An 18,447-nucleotide genomic window follows, 5' to 3' on the forward strand; every position below is an offset into this window, starting at 1 on the left:
ACACCCCCTTGTGTTTCTCAAGTTTGCATTACATATTGAGTTTTGCGTGTTAAATAGACGTAACCCTGCGGTTGCCACAGCCGAACCCGGTCGGCCGGACGTCTTTTCGGGGAGCCCCGAGTGGATCACACTGCCCAGCTCACCGCCCGCCCCACGGAGCGCGCCATTGCATACGATCCGCCTCTTCCGGCGGACGCGCCGCACGTCAGGGCCGCCCGGGTGCTGGCGGACAACTGGACCGGCACCTCCACGGTGCCCTCGCGCAGTCTGTATCCGCACCAGTGGTCGTGGGACTCCGCGTTCATCGCGATCGGGCTGCGGCATCTGTCGCCCCTGCGGGCCCAGACGGAGCTGGAGACGCTGCTGGCCGCCCAGTGGGCCGACGGGCGCGTCCCGCACATCGTGTTCAACCCCTCCGTACCGCTCGACGCCTACTTCCCGAGCCCCGACTTCTGGCGCTCCTCGACCGCGGGGCGGGCCGCGGGCGCCCCGCGCACCGTACAGACCTCGGGCATCGTGCAGCCACCGGTGCACGCGCTGGCGGCCTGGCTGGTGCACCGCGCCGACCCGGGGCTGTCGCGGGCCCGCGGCTTCCTGGCCCGCGTCTACCCACGGCTGGCCTCCTGGCACCGCTATCTGCTGCACCGGCGGGACCTGGGCGGCGGCGGACTCGCGTCCGTCGTGCACCCCTGGGAACAGGGTATGGACAACAGCCCCTGCTGGGACGCCCCGCTGTCCCGCGTCACCCCGGCCCCGGCCCGCTCCTTCCGCCGCGCCGACCTCGACCACGGCGCGCCGGAGGACCGGCCGACGGATCTGGACTACGGGCGGTACGTGCGGCTGGCGGCCGACTACCGGGACCGCGGATACGCCGACGGGCCGGGCGAGTTCGCGGTCGAGGACCCGGCCTTCAACGCCCTGCTCATCGTCTCGGAGCACGCATTGGCCAGGATCGCCCACGAACTCGGCGCGACGGGCACGGCCCGGCACGCGCGCGCGGAGCGGCTGACGGCGGCGCTGGTGGAGCGGCTGTGGGACCCGGAGGCGGGCATCTTCCTGTGCCGGGACGTGCGCGACGGCGCTCTGATCCCGGAGCGCGGCGTGTCCGGTCTCGTCCCGCTGCTCCTGCCCGAGCTGCCGCGCGAGATCGTCACCGCTCTCCTCGCCGCCCTCGGCGGCCCGCACTTCGGACTCGGGGACAGCACCCGCCTGGTACCCAGCTACGACCTCCTCGGCGAGGCCTTCGACCCGCACCGCTACTGGCGGGGCCCGGCCTGGTTCAACACGAGCTGGCTGGTGGAACGCGGGCTGCGGGTGCACGGCGAGCGCGAGCGGGCGGACGCGCTGCGGGAGGCGGTCGTGGAGACGGCCGACGCGACCGGGTTCGCCGAGTACGTCGATCCGTACACCGGCGAGGCGTGCGGCGCGACCGGCTTCGGCTGGACCGCCGCCCTCGCGCTGGATCTGCTGCACGAGCCACCAGGACTTGGCAAAACCCCGGCGCACGACGTGTCCGGGGCGGGAACCGGAACGTTCCACAGGAGTGACAAGGGAGGGGACCGGGGATGACGGACCGGCATCACCTGCTCGTGCACGGCGAGACCTTCGCCGCCGTCGGCGACCGTGGTGACATCAGCGGCGTACGGGGCAACAGCTCCCCGGACGGGTTATTCGTGCGCGACGCCCGACACCTCAGCCGCTGGCAGCTGACGATCGACGGCGCGGTGCCCGAGGCGCTCACACCGGTCGCGGACGGGGACGGGGCGCGCTGTGTGCTCGTACCGCGCGGTGGCCGCACGGAGCCGCCCGCGCACACCCTCTTCCGTGAACAGGCCGTCGGCGACGCGTCGTTCGTCGAGTCGCTGCGGGTGACCAGCAACCGCCCGGTGCCGACCACGGTGCGCCTGGCCATCACCGCCGACGCCGACTTCGCCGACCAGTTCGAGCTCCGCTCCGACCACCGCACCTACACCAAGAGCGGCGTCGTACGCTCCCGCCAGGTCCTCGACGACGGCGTGGAGTTCACCTACCGGCGCGGTGAGTGGCGCTCCTGTACGGCCATCATGTCCGACCCGGCCCCGGACGGCGTCGAGGAGACCGGCACCGGCGCCCGGCGCCTCGTCTGGACCCTGGACCTCGAACCGCACGGCACGACGGAGCTGGTGCTGCGCGTCATCGCCCGGCCGCACGGCGAGAAGCGCGCGCTGCGCGTGCCGCGTTCCCCGGCCGCCGTGAACGAGCAACTCCTGGCGTTGGAGGGCGAGTTCGTGGAGGGCGTGGCCTTCCCGACGGGCTGGCCGGAGCTGGCGGCGGCCTGTGCCCGCGGGCTCGCCGACCTCGCCGCGCTCCAGGTCCCGGCGACCGGCCCCGACGGCGAGGAACTGCGCGTACCGGCGGCCGGGGCGCCCTGGTTCCTGACCCTCCTCGGCCGGGACGCCCTCCTCACCTCCCTCTTCGCCCTCCCCTACCGCCCCCGGCTGGCCGCCGCCACGCTTCCCGCGCTGGCCGCCACCCAGGCGACGGAGACGGGGACGTCCTCGGTGGCCCAGCCCGGCAAGATCGTGCACGAGGTGCGGCACGGGGAGCTGGCGCACTTCGGGCAGGTGCCGTTCCGGCGCTACTACGGCTCCGTCGACGCGACCCCGTTGTTCCTCATCCTGCTCGGCGCGTACGTCGAGCAGACCGGGGACTCGGCCCTGGCCCGCCGTCTGGAGCCGCACGCCCGTGCGGCGGTCGGCTGGATGCTGGACCACGGCGGGCTGACCTCGCGCGGCTATCTGGTCTACCGGGCCGACCGGGGCGGCCTCGCCAACCAGAACTGGAAGGACTCCCCCGGCGCCATCTGCTCGGCCGACGGCACCCGCGCGTCCGGCCCGGTGATGGCGGCGGGGGCCCAGGGGTACGCGTACGACGCGCTGCGCCGCACGGCGTCGGTGGCACGCGCCGTGTGGGAGGACGAGACCTACGCGGCCCTGCTCGAACAGGCCGCCGCCGACCTGCGCGACCGTTTCCAGCGGGACTTCTGGATGCCGGAGCACTCCTTCCCGGCGCTCGCGCTGGACGGGACGGGCCGCCAGGTCGACGCGCTGGCGTCCGACGCGGGGCATCTGCTGTGGTCCGGCCTCCTGGACAAGGAGTACGGCGAGGTGGTGGGCCGACGGCTCCTGGAACCGGACTTCTTCTCGGGCTGGGGCGTACGCACCCTGGCGTCCGGTCAGCCGGCGTACCACCCGCTGTCGTACCACCGGGGTTCGGTCTGGCCGCACGACAACGCGCTGATCACCCTGGGCCTGGCCCGCTACGGCCTGCACGACGAGGCCCGCACGGTCGCCCACGCCCTGGTCGACGCGGCCACCGCGACCGGCCACCGGCTCCCGGAGGTCCTGGCCGGCTACGGCCGCGAGACCCACGCGGAACCGGTCCCCTATCCCCACGCGTGCGTCCGGGAGTCCCGTTCCGCCGCGGCCCCGTTGGCGCTGCTCACGGCCGTCGGGGGCGCCTAGCAAGAGTGTTGACGAGCCGTTTGCCGGGTGTTTGCCCGGGGCCCTGAACAGGCACCGGGGGCGAACCGTACGGGAAGGCGGCGGGCCAGGCGGGCCGGGGAGTTCCCGGCCCTGCCCAGCCTCCCCAGCGTGGCCCGCCGCTCCGTCACGGGCCTCGCACGGAAGGACCTCCGGGTGCCTCAGCACACGAGCACGCGCCAGTCACGCAGTACGACCGGGGAACCCAGCGGCTCCGCCGAGGGGACCGCGGTCAAGGATCCGGAGGATGGGACGACCGACGCCGAAGCATTCGCCCGGGACGAGTTCGGGGCCCGGCCGGAGGCGACGGGGGCGGGGGAAGCCGAGTCGGCGGCCGCCGTTTCGGCTTCGGCGGAGACCGGATCGAAGACCACCGGCACGGCAGGAGCCGGGACGAAGACCACCGGCACGGCAGGAGCCGGAACGAAGACCACCGCGGCAGGAGCCGGAACGAAAACCGCCGGTACGGCAGGAGCCGGAACGAAAACCACCGCGGCAGGAGCCGGAACGAAAACCACCGGCACGGCAGGAGCCGGGACGAAAACCACCGCGGCAGGAGCCGGAACGAAAACCGCCGGTACGGCAGGAGCCGGGACGAAAACCACCGGTAGCGAGAAGGCCGTACCGAAGGCCGCCGGGGCGGGGGCAGCCAGGGCCGTGAGCGCGGCCGAGGCGAAGGGGAGCGGCTCCGCGGCCGGTAAGCCCGTGGACGACGAGCCCGCGTCTGTCGGTTCGCAGGCGGTCGGTTCAACGTCGGTCGGTGCCGAGGCGGCGCTTGCCGAGACGGGCGAGGCCGCGGCGGCCGTGGGTGAGAAGGGCGAGCCGCGAGAAGGCACCGGAAGCGACTCCTCGCCTCGCGCCACCGTCGGCCCGGCGCCCACCGCCGAGGCGGACCGCACCGTGGCGGACGACGCCGAAGCGGACAGCGCGGACACAGGCGCCGCGGCCCCCGCGGCCGGGGAACCCGACGCCGACGCGGCCCCCGCCGCCGAGACCACCGCCGAAACGGACCCCGGCGCCGAAGCTCCTGCCACCGAATCGCCCACCACCACGGCCTCCGCCCCCGAAACCCCCTCCACGGAAGCCGTCCCCGGGACAACCCCCCGTTCCGGCGGACGCATACGGCGGATCTGGCACGGCTGGCGGGCCGAGCACCCCACCGCCGCCCGTGTCCTCTCCGTCGCCACCACCGTGCTGTCCGCCGTCCTCGTCTACGTCTGTCTCCAGGTGCCGAACACCCTCGACGCCCTGCGGCCCGCCGAGTTCATGCGGCTGCCGGCCGAGGCCATCATGGGGGCGGTGGTGCTGCTCAGCCTGCCGCGCAAGCCCCGCCTCGTGGTGTCGGCGCTGTCCGGCGCGCTGCTCGGCGCGGTCGCCGTGCTGAACATGCTCGACATGGGGTTCAACGAATACCTGGGCCGCCGCTTCAACATCATCCTGGACTGGTCCCTGTTCGGCGACGCCCGCGCCTATCTCAAGGACTCGCTCGGCGGGACGGCCGAGAAGGGCATCACGGTCGGCGTCGTGGTCCTCGTGTTCCTCGTGATCACCCTCGTCGCCCTGGCCACCGTGCGGCTCGGCAACCTGCTGGTCAGGCACCGGGCCAGGGCCTCACGGGGCGCGCTGGTCGTCGGCACCGTCTGGATCACGTGCACCGCGCTCGGTCTCACCGTGGGTGGCATCCCGATCGCCTCCGAGCACACCGCCTCCGTGCTGAAGCTCCAGGCGCGGGGCGTGCGGGACACGCTCAGGGACGAGGCGGAGTTCCAGAAGGTCGCCAAGGTCGACAAGTTCGGGAACACCCCGGCCGACCAGCTGGTCCCCGATCTGCGCGGCAAGGACATGATCTTCACGTTCATCGAGAGCTACGGCCGCAGCGCCGTCGAGGACCCGATCGAGGCGCCCGGCGTCGACAGCACGCTCGACGCGCGCACGGCGGCCCTGGCGAAGGCCGGTTTCCACGCGAAGAGCGGCTGGCTGACGTCGGCGACCTACGGCGGCAGCAGCTGGCTCGGCCACTCCACCACGCTGTCCGGCCTGTGGATCAGCAACCAGCAGCGCTACCGCACGGTGATGGCCAGCGACCACCTGAGCCTGACCAAGGTGTTCAAGAAGACCGGTGACTGGGACACGGTCGGCGTGATGCCGGGCGTGCAGAAGGGCTGGCCGGAGCAGAAGTACTACGGCCTGGACAAGGTCTACAACGCCTTCCAGCTGGGCTATGAGGGACCGAAGTTCAGCTGGTCGACCATGCCCGACCAGTACGCCCTCGAACAGTTCCAGCAGCGGGTGCACAGCCAGAAGCGCGCCGACGGCAAGCAGCTGATGTCGGAGATCATCCTGACCTCCAGCCACCAGCCGTGGGCGCCGATCCCGAAGATGGTCGGCTGGGACCGGCTGGGCGACGGCTCGGTCTTCAAGGGCATCGAGGCGGCGGGCAACAAGGCCTCCGACGTCATCGCCGACACCACCAGGTCCCGGCAGGAGTACGGCAAGTCGATCCAGTACTCGGTGACCGCCCTGACCGAGTGGCTGGAGCGCTACGGCAACGACAACACCGTGCTCGTCTTCCTCGGCGACCACCAGCCCATCGCCCGGGTCAGCGGCAACCACGCCAGCCGTGACGTGCCGATCTCGATCGTCGCCAAGGACCCGAAGGTCCTCGACAAGATCGCCGACTGGAACTGGACGGACGGTCTGCGCCCCGCGCACAACGCGCCGGTGTGGAAGATGAGTTCCTTCCGCGACCGCTTCCTGACGGCGTACGGCTCGACCCCGCACCCCAAGAAGGGCTGATCAGCCGCCGGAGGTGTCCAGCTCGGCGTCCTCGCCGACGTCGGCACAGTCGTACGGGTCCTTCAGCCAGCCGTCCGGCAGCACCACCCGGTTGTTGCCGGACGTACGGCCGCGGGGCCCGTCGGCGCCGACGGGCCAGGGCTGGTCGAGGTCCAGTTCGTCGAGGCCGGCCCGCAGCTCCTGGAGCGAGGAGGTGATCGCGAGCCGCTTACGCATCTCGGAGCCGACCGAGAAGCCCTTCAGATACCAGGCGACGTGCTTGCGGAAGTCGATGACACCCCGCGACTCGTCGCCGATCCACTCCCCGAGCAGGGTGGCGTGCCGGACCATGACGTCGGCGACCTCGCGCAGGGAAGGCCGCTCGATGTCGTCGGTCCGGCCCTCGAACGCCGCCACCAGGTCCGCGAACAGCCACGGCCGGCCCAGGCAGCCACGGCCGACGACCACGCCGTCACAGCCCGTCTCCCGCACCATCCGCAGCGCGTCCTCGGCCGACCAGATGTCGCCGTTGCCGAGGACCGGGATCTCCGGGACGTGCTCCTTGAGGCGGGCGATGGAGTCCCAGTCGGCCGTGCCGCCGTAGTGCTGGGCGGTGGTACGGCCGTGCAGCGCGATGGAGGTGACGCCCTCCTCGACCGCGATCCTTCCGGCGTCGAGATGGGTGATGTGGTCGTCGTCGATGCCCTTGCGCATCTTCATCGTGACCGGCAGGTCACCGGCGCCGGAGACCGCCTCGCGCAGGATGGCCCGCAGCAGGTTGCGTTTGTAGGGCAGGGCCGAGCCGCCGCCCTTGCGGGTCACCTTCGGGACCGGGCAACCGAAGTTCAGGTCGATGTGGTCGGCGAGGTCCTCCTCCGCGATCATGCGGACGGCCTTGCCGACGGTCGCCGGGTCGACGCCGTACAGCTGGATCGAGCGCGGCGTCTCGGTCGCGTCGAAGTGGATCAGCTGCATGGTCTTCTCGTTGCGCTCGACCAGCGCCCGGGTCGTGATCATCTCGCTTACGAACAGGCCCTTGCCACCGCTGAACTCCCTGCACAGGGTGCGGAAGGGCGCGTTGGTGATACCGGCCATGGGGGCCAGCACGACGGGCGGCTGGACGGTGTGCGGGCCGATCTGGAGAGGGGACGCGGGCGTGGGCATTCCCCCATTGTCGCGTACGACGACAGATGCGCCAGTCATTAGTTAGACGCACTATCGAAGTCGGCGTACGATGGAACGCATGCCTGAGTTCAGCCCTCGCCGACGCCAACTGGTCCTCGCGATCTGCTGTATGAGCCTGCTGATCGTGAGCCTCGACGTCACCGCCCTGAACGTCGCCCTGCCGTCGATGCAGCGCGAACTGGGCGCCGGTACGTCGGGACTGCAGTGGACGATCGACGCCTACACGCTGGTGCTGGCCTCGCTGCTGATGCTCGCGGGCTCCACGGCCGACCGGGTCGGCCGCAAGAGGGTCTTCATGGCGGGCCTGATCGTGTTCTCGCTCGGCTCGCTGCTCTGCTCCCTCGCGCCCAGCCTCGACGCGCTGATCGCGTTCCGCATGCTCCAGGCGATCGGCGGCTCCATGCTCAACCCGGTCGCCATGTCGATCATCACCAACACCTTCACCGACCCGCGTGAGCGCGCCCGCGCCATCGGCGTGTGGGGCGCGGTCGTCGGCATATCCATGGCCGCGGGACCGCTGGTCGGCGGACTGCTGGTGGAGTCGGTGGGCTGGCGCTCGATCTTCTGGGTCAATCTCCCGGTGGGCCTCGCCGCACTGCTCCTCACCCTGCGCTACGTCCCCGAGTCCCGCGCGCCCAAGGCCCGCCGCCCCGACCCCGTCGGCCAGCTGCTGGTGATCGCGCTGTTCGGCTCGCTGACGTACGCGATCATCGAGGCACCCTCCTCGGGCCCCGGCACGGTGGCCCCGTTCGGCGCCGTGGCCCTCGTCGCCCTGCTCGGGCTGCTCTGGTACGAGCCCCGGCGCGACGAGCCCCTGATCGATCTGCGCTTCTTCCGTTCGGTGCCGTTCAGCGGCGCCACGGTGGTCGCGATCAGCGCGTTCGCGGCGCTGGGCGGCTTCCTGTTCCTGTCCACGCTGTACCTGCAGAACGTACGCGGTCTCGACGCGCTGCACGCGGGACTGTGGATGCTGCCGATGGCGGTACCGACGTTCCTGTGCGCGCCGTTGTCCGGACGGCTGGTGGGCAGCCGGGGGCCGCGTCTGCCGCTGCTGATCGCGGGGCTGGCGATGACCACGAGCGGGGTGCTGTTCGCCGCGTTCGAGGCGGAGACGTCCGACACCACGCTGTTCGCCGGGTACGTCCTGTTCGGCATCGGCTTCGGCTTCGTCAACGCGCCTATCACCAACACGGCGGTGTCCGGGATGCCGCGCGCCCAGGCCGGGGTGGCCGCGGCCGTGGCCTCCACCAGCAGACAGCTGGGGCAGACCCTGGGCGTGGCCGTGATCGGGGCCGTACTGGCCTCCGGGGTGGGCTCGTCGCCGTACCGGGACGCGTTCGTGCCGGCGGCCCGGCCGGGGTGGTGGATCCTCACGGTGTGCGGCCTAGCGGTGCTCGTCGTCGGCATGCTCACCAGCGGCGGCTGGGCCCGCCGCACGGCCGAGCGCACCGCTCGGCGGCTTCAGTCGCCGGAGGTCAGGGAGGCGGCGGGCATCATCGCCTGATCCTGACCCTGCTCCTGATCCGCGAGGACGAGGGCGTACAGCTTCTCCAGCCGCTCCCGGGACTCCTCGTCCACCGGCACGTACGTCACCATCCGGGCCCCGGCCTCCGGGCTCAGCCACAGGTCCGTGTGCTCCACGGTGAGCAGGCCCACGTCCCGGTTGCGGAAGTACTTGATCTTGGTGCGGGCGTTGACGACCTCGTACCGGTCCCAGTTGGCGCGGAACTCCGCCGACTCCGCCGTCAGCCGCTTGATCAGCATCTTCCAGGCGGGCTCGCCGAGATGACCGGCCATCGAGGCGCGCAGCCGCGCGGCCATGAGCCGCCTTGTCTCCTCCAGATGGACGATCGCCTGCCGCCAGTCCGGGTTGGTGTGGACGAGCAGCATGCAGTTGCGGTCCTCGGGCGGTACGGCGTCGAGGTCGCCGAGCATGCGGCCGTAGGTGCGGTTGTAGGCGAGGATGTCGTACCGGCTGTTCTGGATGCAGGCCGGGACGGGCTCGAGGCGGCGCAGCATCTCGCGCAGGGCCGGGGTCACGGTCTGGCTGCTCGCGGCGGGCGTGGGGTCGGTGGCGCCGGCCAGCTGGAAGAGGTGGGCGCGTTCGCTGGCGTCGAGCCTGAGCGTGCGGGCCAGCGCGTCCAGCACCTGTACGGAGACCTGGATGTCCCTCGCCTGTTCGAGCCAGGTGTACCAGGTCACACCGACCGCGGAGAGGTGCGCGACCTCCTCGCGGCGCAGGCCCGGGGTCCGGCGGCGCGCGCCGCGCGGCAGCCCCACCTGCTCCGGGGAGATCCGCTCACGGCGGCTGCGCAGAAAGGTGGCCAGCTCGTGCCGCCGGATCTCCGAGCCCCGTACCGGCCGACCGGGCGCCTCTTCGGTCATGGACGTCATGTCTCCAGACTGCCCCTGCGCGAAGCCTGTTTCCAGGTAGTTCTTCTACCAGGACAAGAAGACTCTGGTACCAGTCTGAGCCGCGGACCAGTCTCGGGATCATGACCGAAACCGTCACCACACCGACAGTCCGGTCCCCGGCCGTTGCCCCCTCGCTCGGCGGCCTGGGACTTTTCACCGTACTGCTGGCCGCGGCCCTCCCCCTGGTCGACTTCTTCATCGTCAACGTCGCCCTGCCCACGATCGGCAGGGACCTCGCCGCGAGCGAGGCCGTCCTCGAACTCGTCGTCGCCGGGTACGGGGTCGCGTACGCCGTCCTGCTGGTCCTCGGCGGGCGGCTCGGCGACCTGTTCGGCCGGCGCCGGTTCTTTCTCGGCGGCATGGCCGCCTTCGGCCTGACCTCGCTGGCCTGCGGGCTGGCACCGGGTGCCTGGAGCCTGGTCGCGGCGCGGGTCGCGCAGGGCGCCTCGGCCGCCGCGATGCTGCCGCAGGTGCTCGCCACCATCCAGGCGGCCACCACGGGCCCGCGCCGCGCCAAAGCGATGAGCCTGTACGGCGCCACGGCGGGCCTGTCCATGGTGGCGGGCCAGATCCTGGGCGGGGTGCTGGTCGCCGCGGACATAGCGGGCAGCGGCTGGCGCGCGGTGTTCCTCGTCAATGTGCCGGTCGTCGTCCTCGGCCTGGTCCTCGCCGCCCGCGTCGTACCCGAGACCCGGTCGCAGCGGCCCGAGCCGGTCGACGGCCCCGGCACAGTCCTGCTCGCGCTGTCCCTGCTCGCGCTGCTCGTCCCGCTCACCGAGGGCCGGGCGGCGGGCTGGCCGCTGTGGACGTGGCTGTCGCTGGCCGCGTTCCCGGTCGCGGCCGGGCTGTTCTACGCGGTGGAGCGCCGGGCGGACCGCGGCGGCCGCACCCCGCTCGTCCCGCCGAGTCTGTTCGCGCTGGCGTCGCTGCGCCGGGGTCTGGTGCTGATGCTGCCGTTCTCGATCGGCTTCAGCGGCTTCATGTTCGTGATCGCGGTGGCGCTGCAGGGCGGCGCGGGCCTCGGCCCGGTCCCGGCGGGTCTCGCGCTCGCCCCGATGGCGGTGACGTTCTTCTTCGTCTCGCTCGCCGGGCCGCGTCTGGTGGCCCGGTACGGCACCCGTGTGGTGACCGCCGGTTCGCTGATCCAGGCGGTGGGCGTGGCGCTGATCGTGCCGGCCGCCTGGCGCGACTGGCCCGGCCTGGGCTTTGTCGAACTGCTCCCCGGTGTCGCCGTCGCCGGTGCGGGGCAGGCACTCCAACTGCCCGTCGTGATGCGGATCGTGCTGTCCGAGGTGCCGTCGGTCCGGGCGGGCGTCGGCAGCGGTGTGATGGTGACCACGCAGCAGTCGGCCCTGGCGCTGGGCGTGGCGACGCTGGGCACGCTGTTCCTCTCCCTGGTCCCGGGGCACGGTATGCGGGACGCCCTGGTCACGACGCTGCTGGTGCAGTTGGCGGGGGTGCTCCTCACCGGTCTGCTGAGCCTGCGCCTGCCGAGAACGATCAGCTGACGCGTTGGCCACAGCTTGGCCAACGCGTTGCGCAACTCTCCCTGTTGATGTTGGTCTTGCTGCACACTCCTAGCTGTTCGAGATTCACCGACGGGGACGCTGGAGGCGTCATGCCGCAGATCAGCTCGAGCAAGGTGAGCCGCTGGGACGGGCACGGGCGGGAGCACGTGGTCCGGGTGCAACGCACGGGCGTACAGCGCACGATCAGATGTGAGACGTGCGGCTGGCGCAAGGGGGCGCAGTTCCTGCCCTGGCTGAAGGCCGAGGAGCATCTCGCCGAGGCACACCAGGCCACGGTGGACCCGACGGCGGTGCAGCCGGCCCGATGAGTTCCGGCCGCGTGCACCGGAAGGCCGGACTTGACTTCCTCCCCCGCCTAGCGGCGGGGGGTTCCAGCGGTTGCCCCCTGGGTTTCCTGTTTCACCGACGACCGCCCCGTCCGGGAAGGCTCCCGTTGAGGTCTTACACCGTCTCCGCAGGCAGACGCCGCCAGCCCGGCGGCCAGGATGTTGCGTGCCGCGTTCACATCACGGTCATGTACGGCGCCGCAGTCGCACGTCCACTCACGGACGTTCAGCGGCAACTTCGCCGCGACCGCGCCGCAGGTTCCGCACAGCTTGCTGCTGGGGAAGAAGCGGTCGATCACGACGAGTTCGCGCCCGTACCAGGCGCATTTGTACTCCAGCATGGAGCGGAGTTCCGTCCAGGCCGCGTCCGAGATGGCGCGCGCGAGCCTGCCGTTCTTCAGCAGGTTGCGGACGGTGAGGTCCTCGATCACGACCGTTTGGTTCTCACGGACGAGTCGAGTCGACAGCTTGTGCAGGAAGTCCCGGCGCCGGTCAGCGATCCGCGCATGCACGCGGGCGACACGCTGACGGGCCTTCTCCCGGTTCGCCGAACCCTTCGCCTTGCGCGACAGCTCCCGCTGCGCCTTCGCCAGGCGGGCACGGTCACGCCGCTCATGCCTCGGGTTGGCGATCTTCTCCCGGGTGGACAGGGTCACCAGCGACGTGATCCCCGCGTCGATGCCGACCGCCGCGTCGGTGGCGGGGGCCGGGGCGATGGTGACTTCGCAGAGCAGGGACACGAACCAGCGGCCGACGCTGTCCCGGGACACGGTCACCGTCGTGGGCTCCGCACCCTGTGGGAGCGGACGTGACCAGCGGATGTCCAGGGGCTCCGCCATTTTCGCCAGCGTCAGCTTCCCACCGCGCCACGCGAAGGCACTGCGGGTGTACTCCGCCGACGCCCGGGACTTCTTCCGGCTCTTGTACCGGGGGTACTGGGACCGCTTGGCGAAGAAGCTCCCGAACGCCGTCTGAAGATGGCGCAGCGCCTGCTGGAGCGGAACGGAGGACACCTCCGCGAGGAAGGCGAGTTCCCCGGACTTCTTCCACTGCGTCAGCGCGGCCGACGACTGCACGTAAGAGATACGACGCTGCTCGCCGTACCAGGCCCGCGTGCGCTCCTCCAGCGCCTTGTTGTACACCAGGCGGACGCAGCCGAACGTGCGCGACAGCTCAGCCGCCTGCTCGTCCGTGGGGTAGAAGCGGTACTTGAAAGCCCGCTTGACCTGCCGCGCCATACCTCACACCCTATCAGATTCCGTGTGAGCAACGGGTGTCGGCCGGTGGACAGTGCACGCCGGCCCACCCTGGCGGCGAACCGGCTTCCCCTGCCCTGCTCCGCAGGATCCTCGTTCCTCCCCCGCAAGCGGGAGGTACCCCCACCCCGGCCCGAAGGCCGGGGTATCCACGAGGGAGAGGCCCGATAGCCAGCACCCTGTACGACACCCCCGGTAAGCGCTGGCGCCGCGACGACAGGACCGGACTGCGCGGCGCTCGGTGCGTGCGAGTGCGCCTGCCAGACGTCCTGCGGCGGGTGGGAATCGTCGCCCCCCGCGACACCGGGGTGATCCAAACGACACCCCCTACGCCCGCAGCCCCCTGACCAGCAGGTCCACCACCGCGGTGAACTCCTCGTCCGCTCCGGGGCGTTCCCACTCGCGGGCGTAGCCCGGGTCGTGGAAGCGGCCCGTCGCCTGGAAGACGGCGCGGGCGGTGACGGACGGGTCGGGGGCGGTGAAGGTGCCGGTGGTGGTGCCGTCCTGGATGATCCGGGTCAGCTGGGCGGTGAGGTCGGCGATGTGGTCGGCGACCGCCGTGACGTTCTCCTCGGCGAGCACCGTGTACGTGCGGAACAGTTCGGGGTCGTCGCCCGCCTTGCGCCGCTTGGCCGCGAACAGTCCGGCCAGCCAGTCCCGCAGCCGGGACTCGGGGTCCCGGTCGGCGGTGACGATGCCGGACAGCGCCTGTGACGTGCGGTCCAGCCACCGCTTGGTCACGGCCTCCCGCAGCGCGGCCTTCGTACGGAAGTGCCGGTAGACGGTGCCGTGGCTGACGCCGAGCGCGCGGGCCACGTCCACCACGGTGGCCTTCGCCGGGCCGTGGCGGCGCAGCACCTCCTCGGTCGCCTCGAGGATGCGCTCGGCGGTCAGGGTCTCGGTGCTGGGTGCCATGGCCTAGACCGTACCCGGCGCCGGTCGCGCTACTTGGTCCCGAGGTGTGCCATCTGCGCGGCCGGGTAGCGGTCGCCCGCCGCCGCGTCCGCCGGTACGGCCTCCTCGATCGCCCGCAGCTCGGCCTCGTCCAGCGTGACGTCCAGCGCGCCCAGCGACTCGTCGAGCCGCTCCCGGGTGCGGGCGCCGATCAGCGGCACGATGTCCGTGCCCCGGGACAGGACCCAGGCGATGGCGATCTGGGCCACGCTCACGCCCTTCTGCTCGGCGATCTTGCGCAGCGCGTCGACGAGGTCGAGGTTGTGCTGGAGGTTGTCGCCCTGGAAGCGGGGCGAGTGCGCGCGGAAGTCGGTCGCGGCGAGCTGCCGGTCGCGGGTGAAGTGGCCGGAGATCAGCCCACGGGACAGGACGCCGTACGCGGTGATGCCGATACCCAGCTCACGGGTGGTCGGCAGGATCGACTCCTCGATGCCGCGGGAGATGAGCGAGTACTCGATCTGGAGGTCCGCGATCGGTGCGGTGGCGGCGGCCCGGCGGATCGTCCCGGCGTCGACCTCGCTGAGGCCGATGTGCCGGACGTACCCCTTCTCGACCAGTTCCGCGATCGCGCCGACCGTCTCCTCGATCGGCACGTCCGGGTCGCGGCGGGCGATCCGGTAGATGTCGATGTGGTCGACGCCCAGGCGCTGGAGCGAGTACGCGGCGAAGTTCTTCACGGCCGCCGGCCGGCCGTCGTGGCCGGTCCAGTTGCCCTCCGGGTCGCGCAGCGCACCGAACTTCACGCTGACCAGCGCCTGTTCGCGGTGGGCCGCGGGCGCACCGCGCAGGGCCTCGCCGATCAGCATCTCGTTGTGGCCCATGGCGTAGAAGTCGCCGGTGTCGAGCAGGTTCACGCCGGCCGCCAGCGCGGCGTGGATGGTGGCGATGGCCTCTCCCCGGTCCGCCTCGCCGTACAGCGCGGACATGCCCATGCAGCCGAGGCCGAGGGCGGAGACCTGGGGGCCGGTGGTTCCGAGGGTTCGGGTGTGCGTCGTCATGCATCCACCATGGCATGACAGCTGACAGATTTCAATATCTGTCAGCTGTCATATGTCAGGCGGACGCTCGCGCGGTGCTTCTTGGTCCAGACCTATTGACTAGAGGTCTGGACCACGAGCACTGTCATGCCTACGACACCTCACCGCACCCCCACCGGGAGGCTCCGTATGCCGCGCCGCTCGCTGCGTCTGTTCGCCGCCGCGCTGACCACCGCCGTCCTCGTCCCACTCTCGATCGCCGCCGCCCCCACCGCATCCGCGGCCGACACCTGCGCGGTCAAGTCCCGTCCCGCCGGCAAGGTCCTCCAGGGCTACTGGGAGAACTGGGACGGCTCCGCCAACGGCGTCCACCCGCCCTTCGGCTGGACCCCGATCACCGACTCCCGTATCGCCGCCCACGGCTACAACGTCATCAACGCGGCCTTCCCCGTCATCCGCTCCGACGGCACCGCGCTGTGGGAGGACGGCATGGACACCGGCGTGAAGGTGGCCACGCCCGCCGAGATGTGTGCGGCCAAGGCGTCGGGCCAGACGATCCTGCTGTCCATCGGCGGCGCGGCGGCCGGTATCGACCTCAGTTCCTCGGCGGTCGCGGACCGGTTCGTGGCGACGATCGTCCCGATCCTGAAGAAGTACAACTTCGACGGCATCGACATCGACATCGAGACGGGCCTGGTCGGCAGCGGCAGCATCGGCCAACTGTCCACGTCACAGGCCAACCTGATCCGCATCATCGACGGGGTGCTGGCCCGGATGCCGGCCGGCTTCGGTCTGACGATGGCCCCGGAGACGGCGTACGTCACCGGCGGGAGCATCACCTACGGCTCGATCTGGGGCGCGTACCTGCCCGTCGTCAAGAAGTACGCGGACAACGGCCGCCTGTGGTGGCTCAACATGCAGTACTACAACGGCAGCATGTACGGCTGCTCCGGCGACTCGTACTCGGCGGGCACGGTGGCCGGCTTCACCGCACAGACCGACTGCCTGAACAAGGGGCTGGTGGTGCAGGGTACGACGATCAAGGTGCCGTACGACAAGCAGGTGCCCGGCCTGCCCGCGCAGCCGGGCGCGGGCGGCGGCTACATGTCCCCCGGTCTGGTCTCCCAGGCCTGGCGCCACTACGGCACCTCGCTCAAGGGGCTGATGACCTGGTCCCTCAACTGGGACGGCTCGAAGAACTGGACCTTCGGCGACAACGTCAAGGCGCTGCAGGGCCGTTGAGCCCGATGAGCGTCATGAGGCTCAGCGGGCGGTGAGGGCGAGCTTCGCCCCCAGCGCCACGAACGACCCCGCGAAGCTCCGCCGCAGCCACGTCATCACCCTCGGCCGTGAGGTGACGTGGCTGCGCACGGAGGCGGCGAGGACGCCGTACGCGGCGAAGACGACGAACGTCGCCAGCATGAAGACGCCGCTCAGCCCCAGCATCCGCACGAGGGCGTGCGGCTCGTCCGGGCTGACGAACTGGGGCAGGAACGCGAAGAAGAAGATCGTCAGCTTGGGGTTGAGAAGGTTCACGAGAACACCCCGGACGATCACTTGCGCCGCCGAGACCGGGGCGGTGTCCCGCTCGACGGCGATCGCGTCCTTGTCCCGGACCGTGGCCCATGCCATGTGGAGCAGGTAGGCCACACCGGCGTACTTGAGGAGTTGGAAGGCGGCGGCGCTCGCGTTCAGCAGCGCGGCGACACCGGTGACGGTGGCGATCACGTGCGGCACGATCCCGAGCGTGCAGGCGAAGGCCGCGACGACGCTCGCGCGGCGGCCGCGGGAGAGCCCGGCGGCGAGTGTGTAGACGACGCCGGTGCCGGGGGTGGCGACGACGACGAGGGTGGTCAGCAGGAACGCGATGCTCATGCGCGCCAGCCTGGTGCCCGCGCGGCCCGGGTCACAGGGCCAATACGGGGGCGGTATCGGGGACCACATGACGAACGCCGGACGAGCTGATCGACTCAGCGCGTCCGGCGTTCGGTTCGCCACGCCCTAGCAGCCGATCAGGCGCCCGGCGAGGTAGCCCTCGATCTGGTCCAGCGACACGCGCTCCTGCTTCATCGAGTCACGCTCACGCACCGTCACGGCGTTGTCCTCGAGCGTGTCGAAGTCGACGGTGACGCAGTACGGCGTACCGATCTCGTCCTGACGGCGGTAGCGGCGGCCGATGGCGCCCGCGTCGTCGAACTCGATGTTCCAGTGCTGGCGCAGCGCCTGGGCGAGCCCCTTGGCCTTCGGGGACAGCTCGGGGTTGCGGGACAGCGGGAGCACCGCGACCTTCACCGGGGCCAGCCGGTGGTCGAGGCGCAGCACCGTGCGCTTCTCCATCTTGCCCTTGGCGTTCGGCGCCTCGTCCTCGACGTAGGCGTCGAGGAGGAACGCCAGCATCGCGCGGCCGACACCGGCCGCGGGCTCGATGACGTACGGCGTCCAGCGCTCCTGGGCCTCCTGGTCGTAGTAGGCGAGGTCCTGGCCGGAGGCCTTGGAGTGGGCGCCGAGGTCGTAGTCGGTGCGGTTGGCGACACCCTCCAGCTCGCCCCACTCGTTGCCGCCGAACTGGAAGCGGTACTCGATGTCAGCGGTGCGCTTGGAGTAGTGGGAGAGCTTCTCCTTCGGGTGCTCGTACCACCGCATGTTCTCCTCGCGCAGACCCAGGCCGGTGTACCAGTTCCAGCGCTGCTCCATCCAGTACTCCTGCCACTTCTCGTCCTCGCCCGGCTTGACGAAGAACTCCATCTCCATCTGCTCGAACTCGCGGGTGCGGAAGATGAAGTTGCCGGGCGTGATCTCGTTGCGGAAGGACTTGCCCATCTGGGCGATGCCGAACGGGGGCTTCTTGCGCGAAGCGGTCTGCACCTGGGCGAAGTTGGTGAAGATGCCCTGGGCGGTCTCGGGGCGCAGGTAGGCGACGGAGCCGGAGTCCTGGGTCGGGCCGAGGTGGGTGGCGAGGAGGCCCGAGAACTGCTTGGGCTCGGTGAACTGGCCCTTGTTGCCGCAGTTGGGGCAGTTCACGTCCGCCAGGCCGTTCTCCGGGAGGCGGTTGTGCTTGGCCTCGTACGCCTCCTCCAGGTGGTCCGCGCGGAACCGCTTGTGGCAGGAGGTGCATTCGGTCAGCGGGTCCGTGAAGGTGGCGACGTGGCCGGAGGCGACCCAGACCTCGGGGGCCAGGATGACGGACGAGTCGATACCGACCACGTCCTCGCGCGACGTCACCATGTAGCGCCACCACTGGCGCTTCAGGTTCTCCTTGAGCTCGACACCGAGCGGCCCGTAGTCCCAGGCGGCGCGCTGACCGCCGTAGATCTCACTGCAGGGGAATACGAAGCCACGGCGCTTGCTCAGGCTGACGATGGTGTCGATCTTGTCGGCGGCCACGGTGCTCTCTTCATTACGACGACGGGCGACGAAGCGAGATGCTTCAGAGCGAATGCTTCAGGTTACCGGCGAGGGCTCCCCCTCAACCAAATCGGTCTCCCCCATGAGCATCCCGCGGGGCTTGT

The 18,447-nt window shown here is 70.9% G+C and carries 14 protein-coding genes; 7 read left to right on the forward strand and 7 right to left on the reverse strand.

The window, feature by feature from the left end:
- Positions 1-120: 120 nt before the first annotated feature.
- From N8I87_RS13090 to N8I87_RS44730, 3 genes are all read left to right on the forward strand, one after another.
- Entirely contained in the window at positions 121-1,569 is a 1,449-nt protein-coding gene (locus N8I87_RS13090; RefSeq protein WP_263208499.1) for an MGH1-like glycoside hydrolase domain-containing protein, read from the forward strand.
- The gene (locus N8I87_RS13095; RefSeq protein WP_263208500.1) at positions 1,566-3,503 is read left to right on the forward strand and encodes an amylo-alpha-1,6-glucosidase; all 1,938 of its coding nucleotides are present in this window, start codon (positions 1,566-1,568) and stop codon (positions 3,501-3,503) included. The genes N8I87_RS13090 and N8I87_RS13095 overlap by 4 nt, the downstream gene beginning before the upstream one ends.
- 174 nt (positions 3,504-3,677) lie before the next feature.
- Positions 3,678-6,317: a CDP-alcohol phosphatidyltransferase gene (locus tag N8I87_RS44730; RefSeq protein ID WP_438829310.1), complete on the forward strand. Its 2,640-nt coding sequence runs from the start codon at positions 3,678-3,680 to the stop codon at positions 6,315-6,317.
- On the opposite strand, the gene dusB is transcribed toward N8I87_RS44730, so the two are convergent.
- Positions 6,318-7,460 (reverse strand): tRNA dihydrouridine synthase DusB, encoded by a 1,143-nt coding sequence (dusB, locus tag N8I87_RS13105; protein WP_263208502.1) that lies wholly within the window; start codon positions 7,458-7,460, stop codon positions 6,318-6,320. It abuts the gene before it with no gap.
- 79 nt (positions 7,461-7,539) lie between these two features.
- Between dusB and N8I87_RS13110 the strand changes: the two genes are divergently transcribed.
- Positions 7,540-8,985 carry an MFS transporter gene (locus N8I87_RS13110; protein WP_263208504.1) on the forward strand — a complete coding sequence of 482 codons (1,446 nt, stop codon included), beginning with the start codon at positions 7,540-7,542 and terminating at the stop codon, positions 8,983-8,985.
- On the opposite strand, the gene N8I87_RS13115 is transcribed toward N8I87_RS13110, so the two are convergent.
- Positions 8,943-9,875, reverse strand: a complete 933-nt coding sequence (locus N8I87_RS13115) for a helix-turn-helix transcriptional regulator (protein WP_263208506.1) — start codon at positions 9,873-9,875, stop codon at positions 8,943-8,945. The two genes, N8I87_RS13110 and N8I87_RS13115, sit on opposite strands and share 43 nt — an antisense overlap.
- Before the next feature lie 101 nt (positions 9,876-9,976).
- Here N8I87_RS13115 and N8I87_RS13120 point away from each other — a divergent pair, with 101 nt between their 5' ends.
- The gene (locus tag N8I87_RS13120) at positions 9,977-11,404 is read left to right on the forward strand and encodes an MFS transporter (RefSeq protein ID WP_263208508.1); all 1,428 of its coding nucleotides are present in this window, start codon (positions 9,977-9,979) and stop codon (positions 11,402-11,404) included.
- Positions 11,405-11,514: 110 nt separating this feature from the next.
- A complete protein-coding gene (locus N8I87_RS13125; RefSeq protein ID WP_263208510.1) occupies positions 11,515-11,733 on the forward strand; it encodes a hypothetical protein in 219 nt (72 codons plus the stop codon).
- 47 nt (positions 11,734-11,780) lie between these two features.
- On the opposite strand, the gene N8I87_RS13130 is transcribed toward N8I87_RS13125, so the two are convergent.
- From N8I87_RS13130 to N8I87_RS13140, 3 genes are all read right to left on the reverse strand, one after another.
- Positions 11,781-12,989, reverse strand: coding sequence for an RNA-guided endonuclease InsQ/TnpB family protein (locus N8I87_RS13130; protein WP_263208511.1), 1,209 nt, complete (start codon positions 12,987-12,989; stop codon positions 11,781-11,783).
- Positions 12,990-13,334: 345 nt separating this feature from the next.
- Positions 13,335-13,922: a TetR/AcrR family transcriptional regulator gene (locus N8I87_RS13135; RefSeq protein WP_263208513.1), complete on the reverse strand. Its 588-nt coding sequence runs from the start codon at positions 13,920-13,922 to the stop codon at positions 13,335-13,337.
- 29 nt (positions 13,923-13,951) lie between these two features.
- On the reverse strand, positions 13,952-14,959 hold the full coding sequence (locus N8I87_RS13140) for an aldo/keto reductase (protein ID WP_263208514.1): 1,008 nt from the start codon (positions 14,957-14,959) through the stop codon (positions 13,952-13,954).
- A gap of 168 nt (positions 14,960-15,127) precedes the next feature.
- Here N8I87_RS13140 and N8I87_RS13145 point away from each other — a divergent pair, with 168 nt between their 5' ends.
- On the forward strand, positions 15,128-16,180 hold the full coding sequence (locus N8I87_RS13145; RefSeq protein ID WP_263216423.1) for a chitinase: 1,053 nt from the start codon (positions 15,128-15,130) through the stop codon (positions 16,178-16,180).
- 21 nt (positions 16,181-16,201) lie between these two features.
- On the opposite strand, the gene N8I87_RS13150 is transcribed toward N8I87_RS13145, so the two are convergent.
- Positions 16,202-16,813, reverse strand: a complete 612-nt coding sequence (locus N8I87_RS13150; RefSeq protein ID WP_263208516.1) for a LysE family translocator — start codon at positions 16,811-16,813, stop codon at positions 16,202-16,204.
- Positions 16,814-16,939: 126 nt separating this feature from the next.
- The gene (locus N8I87_RS13155) at positions 16,940-18,322 is read right to left on the reverse strand and encodes a glycine--tRNA ligase (RefSeq protein WP_263208518.1); all 1,383 of its coding nucleotides are present in this window, start codon (positions 18,320-18,322) and stop codon (positions 16,940-16,942) included.
- Between the last annotated feature and the right edge of the window lie 125 nt (positions 18,323-18,447).

Origin of the sequence: Streptomyces sp. HUAS 15-9, from assembly GCF_025642155.1 — a bacterium.
Lineage (GTDB): Bacteria > Actinomycetota > Actinomycetes > Streptomycetales > Streptomycetaceae > Streptomyces.

Excerpts from the sequence above, each read along its gene's own strand:
- N8I87_RS13130 (WP_263208511.1), bottom strand. The coding sequence starts at position 12,989 with ATGGCGCGGCAGGTCAAGCGGGCTTTCAAGTACCGCTTCTACCCCACG.
- N8I87_RS13120 (WP_263208508.1), top strand. The coding sequence starts at position 9,977 with ATGACCGAAACCGTCACCACACCGACAGTCCGGTCCCCGGCCGTTGCC.
- N8I87_RS13110 (WP_263208504.1), top strand. The coding sequence starts at position 7,540 with ATGCCTGAGTTCAGCCCTCGCCGACGCCAACTGGTCCTCGCGATCTGC.
- dusB (WP_263208502.1), bottom strand. The coding sequence starts at position 7,460 with ATGCCCACGCCCGCGTCCCCTCTCCAGATCGGCCCGCACACCGTCCAG.
- N8I87_RS13145 (WP_263216423.1), top strand. The coding sequence starts at position 15,128 with ATGCCGCGCCGCTCGCTGCGTCTGTTCGCCGCCGCGCTGACCACCGCC.
- N8I87_RS13135 (WP_263208513.1), bottom strand. The coding sequence starts at position 13,922 with ATGGCACCCAGCACCGAGACCCTGACCGCCGAGCGCATCCTCGAGGCG.
- N8I87_RS13150 (WP_263208516.1), bottom strand. The coding sequence starts at position 16,813 with ATGAGCATCGCGTTCCTGCTGACCACCCTCGTCGTCGTCGCCACCCCC.
- N8I87_RS13140 (WP_263208514.1), bottom strand. The coding sequence starts at position 14,959 with ATGACGACGCACACCCGAACCCTCGGAACCACCGGCCCCCAGGTCTCC.
- N8I87_RS13115 (WP_263208506.1), bottom strand. The coding sequence starts at position 9,875 with ATGACGTCCATGACCGAAGAGGCGCCCGGTCGGCCGGTACGGGGCTCG.
- N8I87_RS13095 (WP_263208500.1), top strand. The coding sequence starts at position 1,566 with ATGACGGACCGGCATCACCTGCTCGTGCACGGCGAGACCTTCGCCGCC.
- N8I87_RS13125 (WP_263208510.1), top strand. The coding sequence starts at position 11,515 with ATGCCGCAGATCAGCTCGAGCAAGGTGAGCCGCTGGGACGGGCACGGG.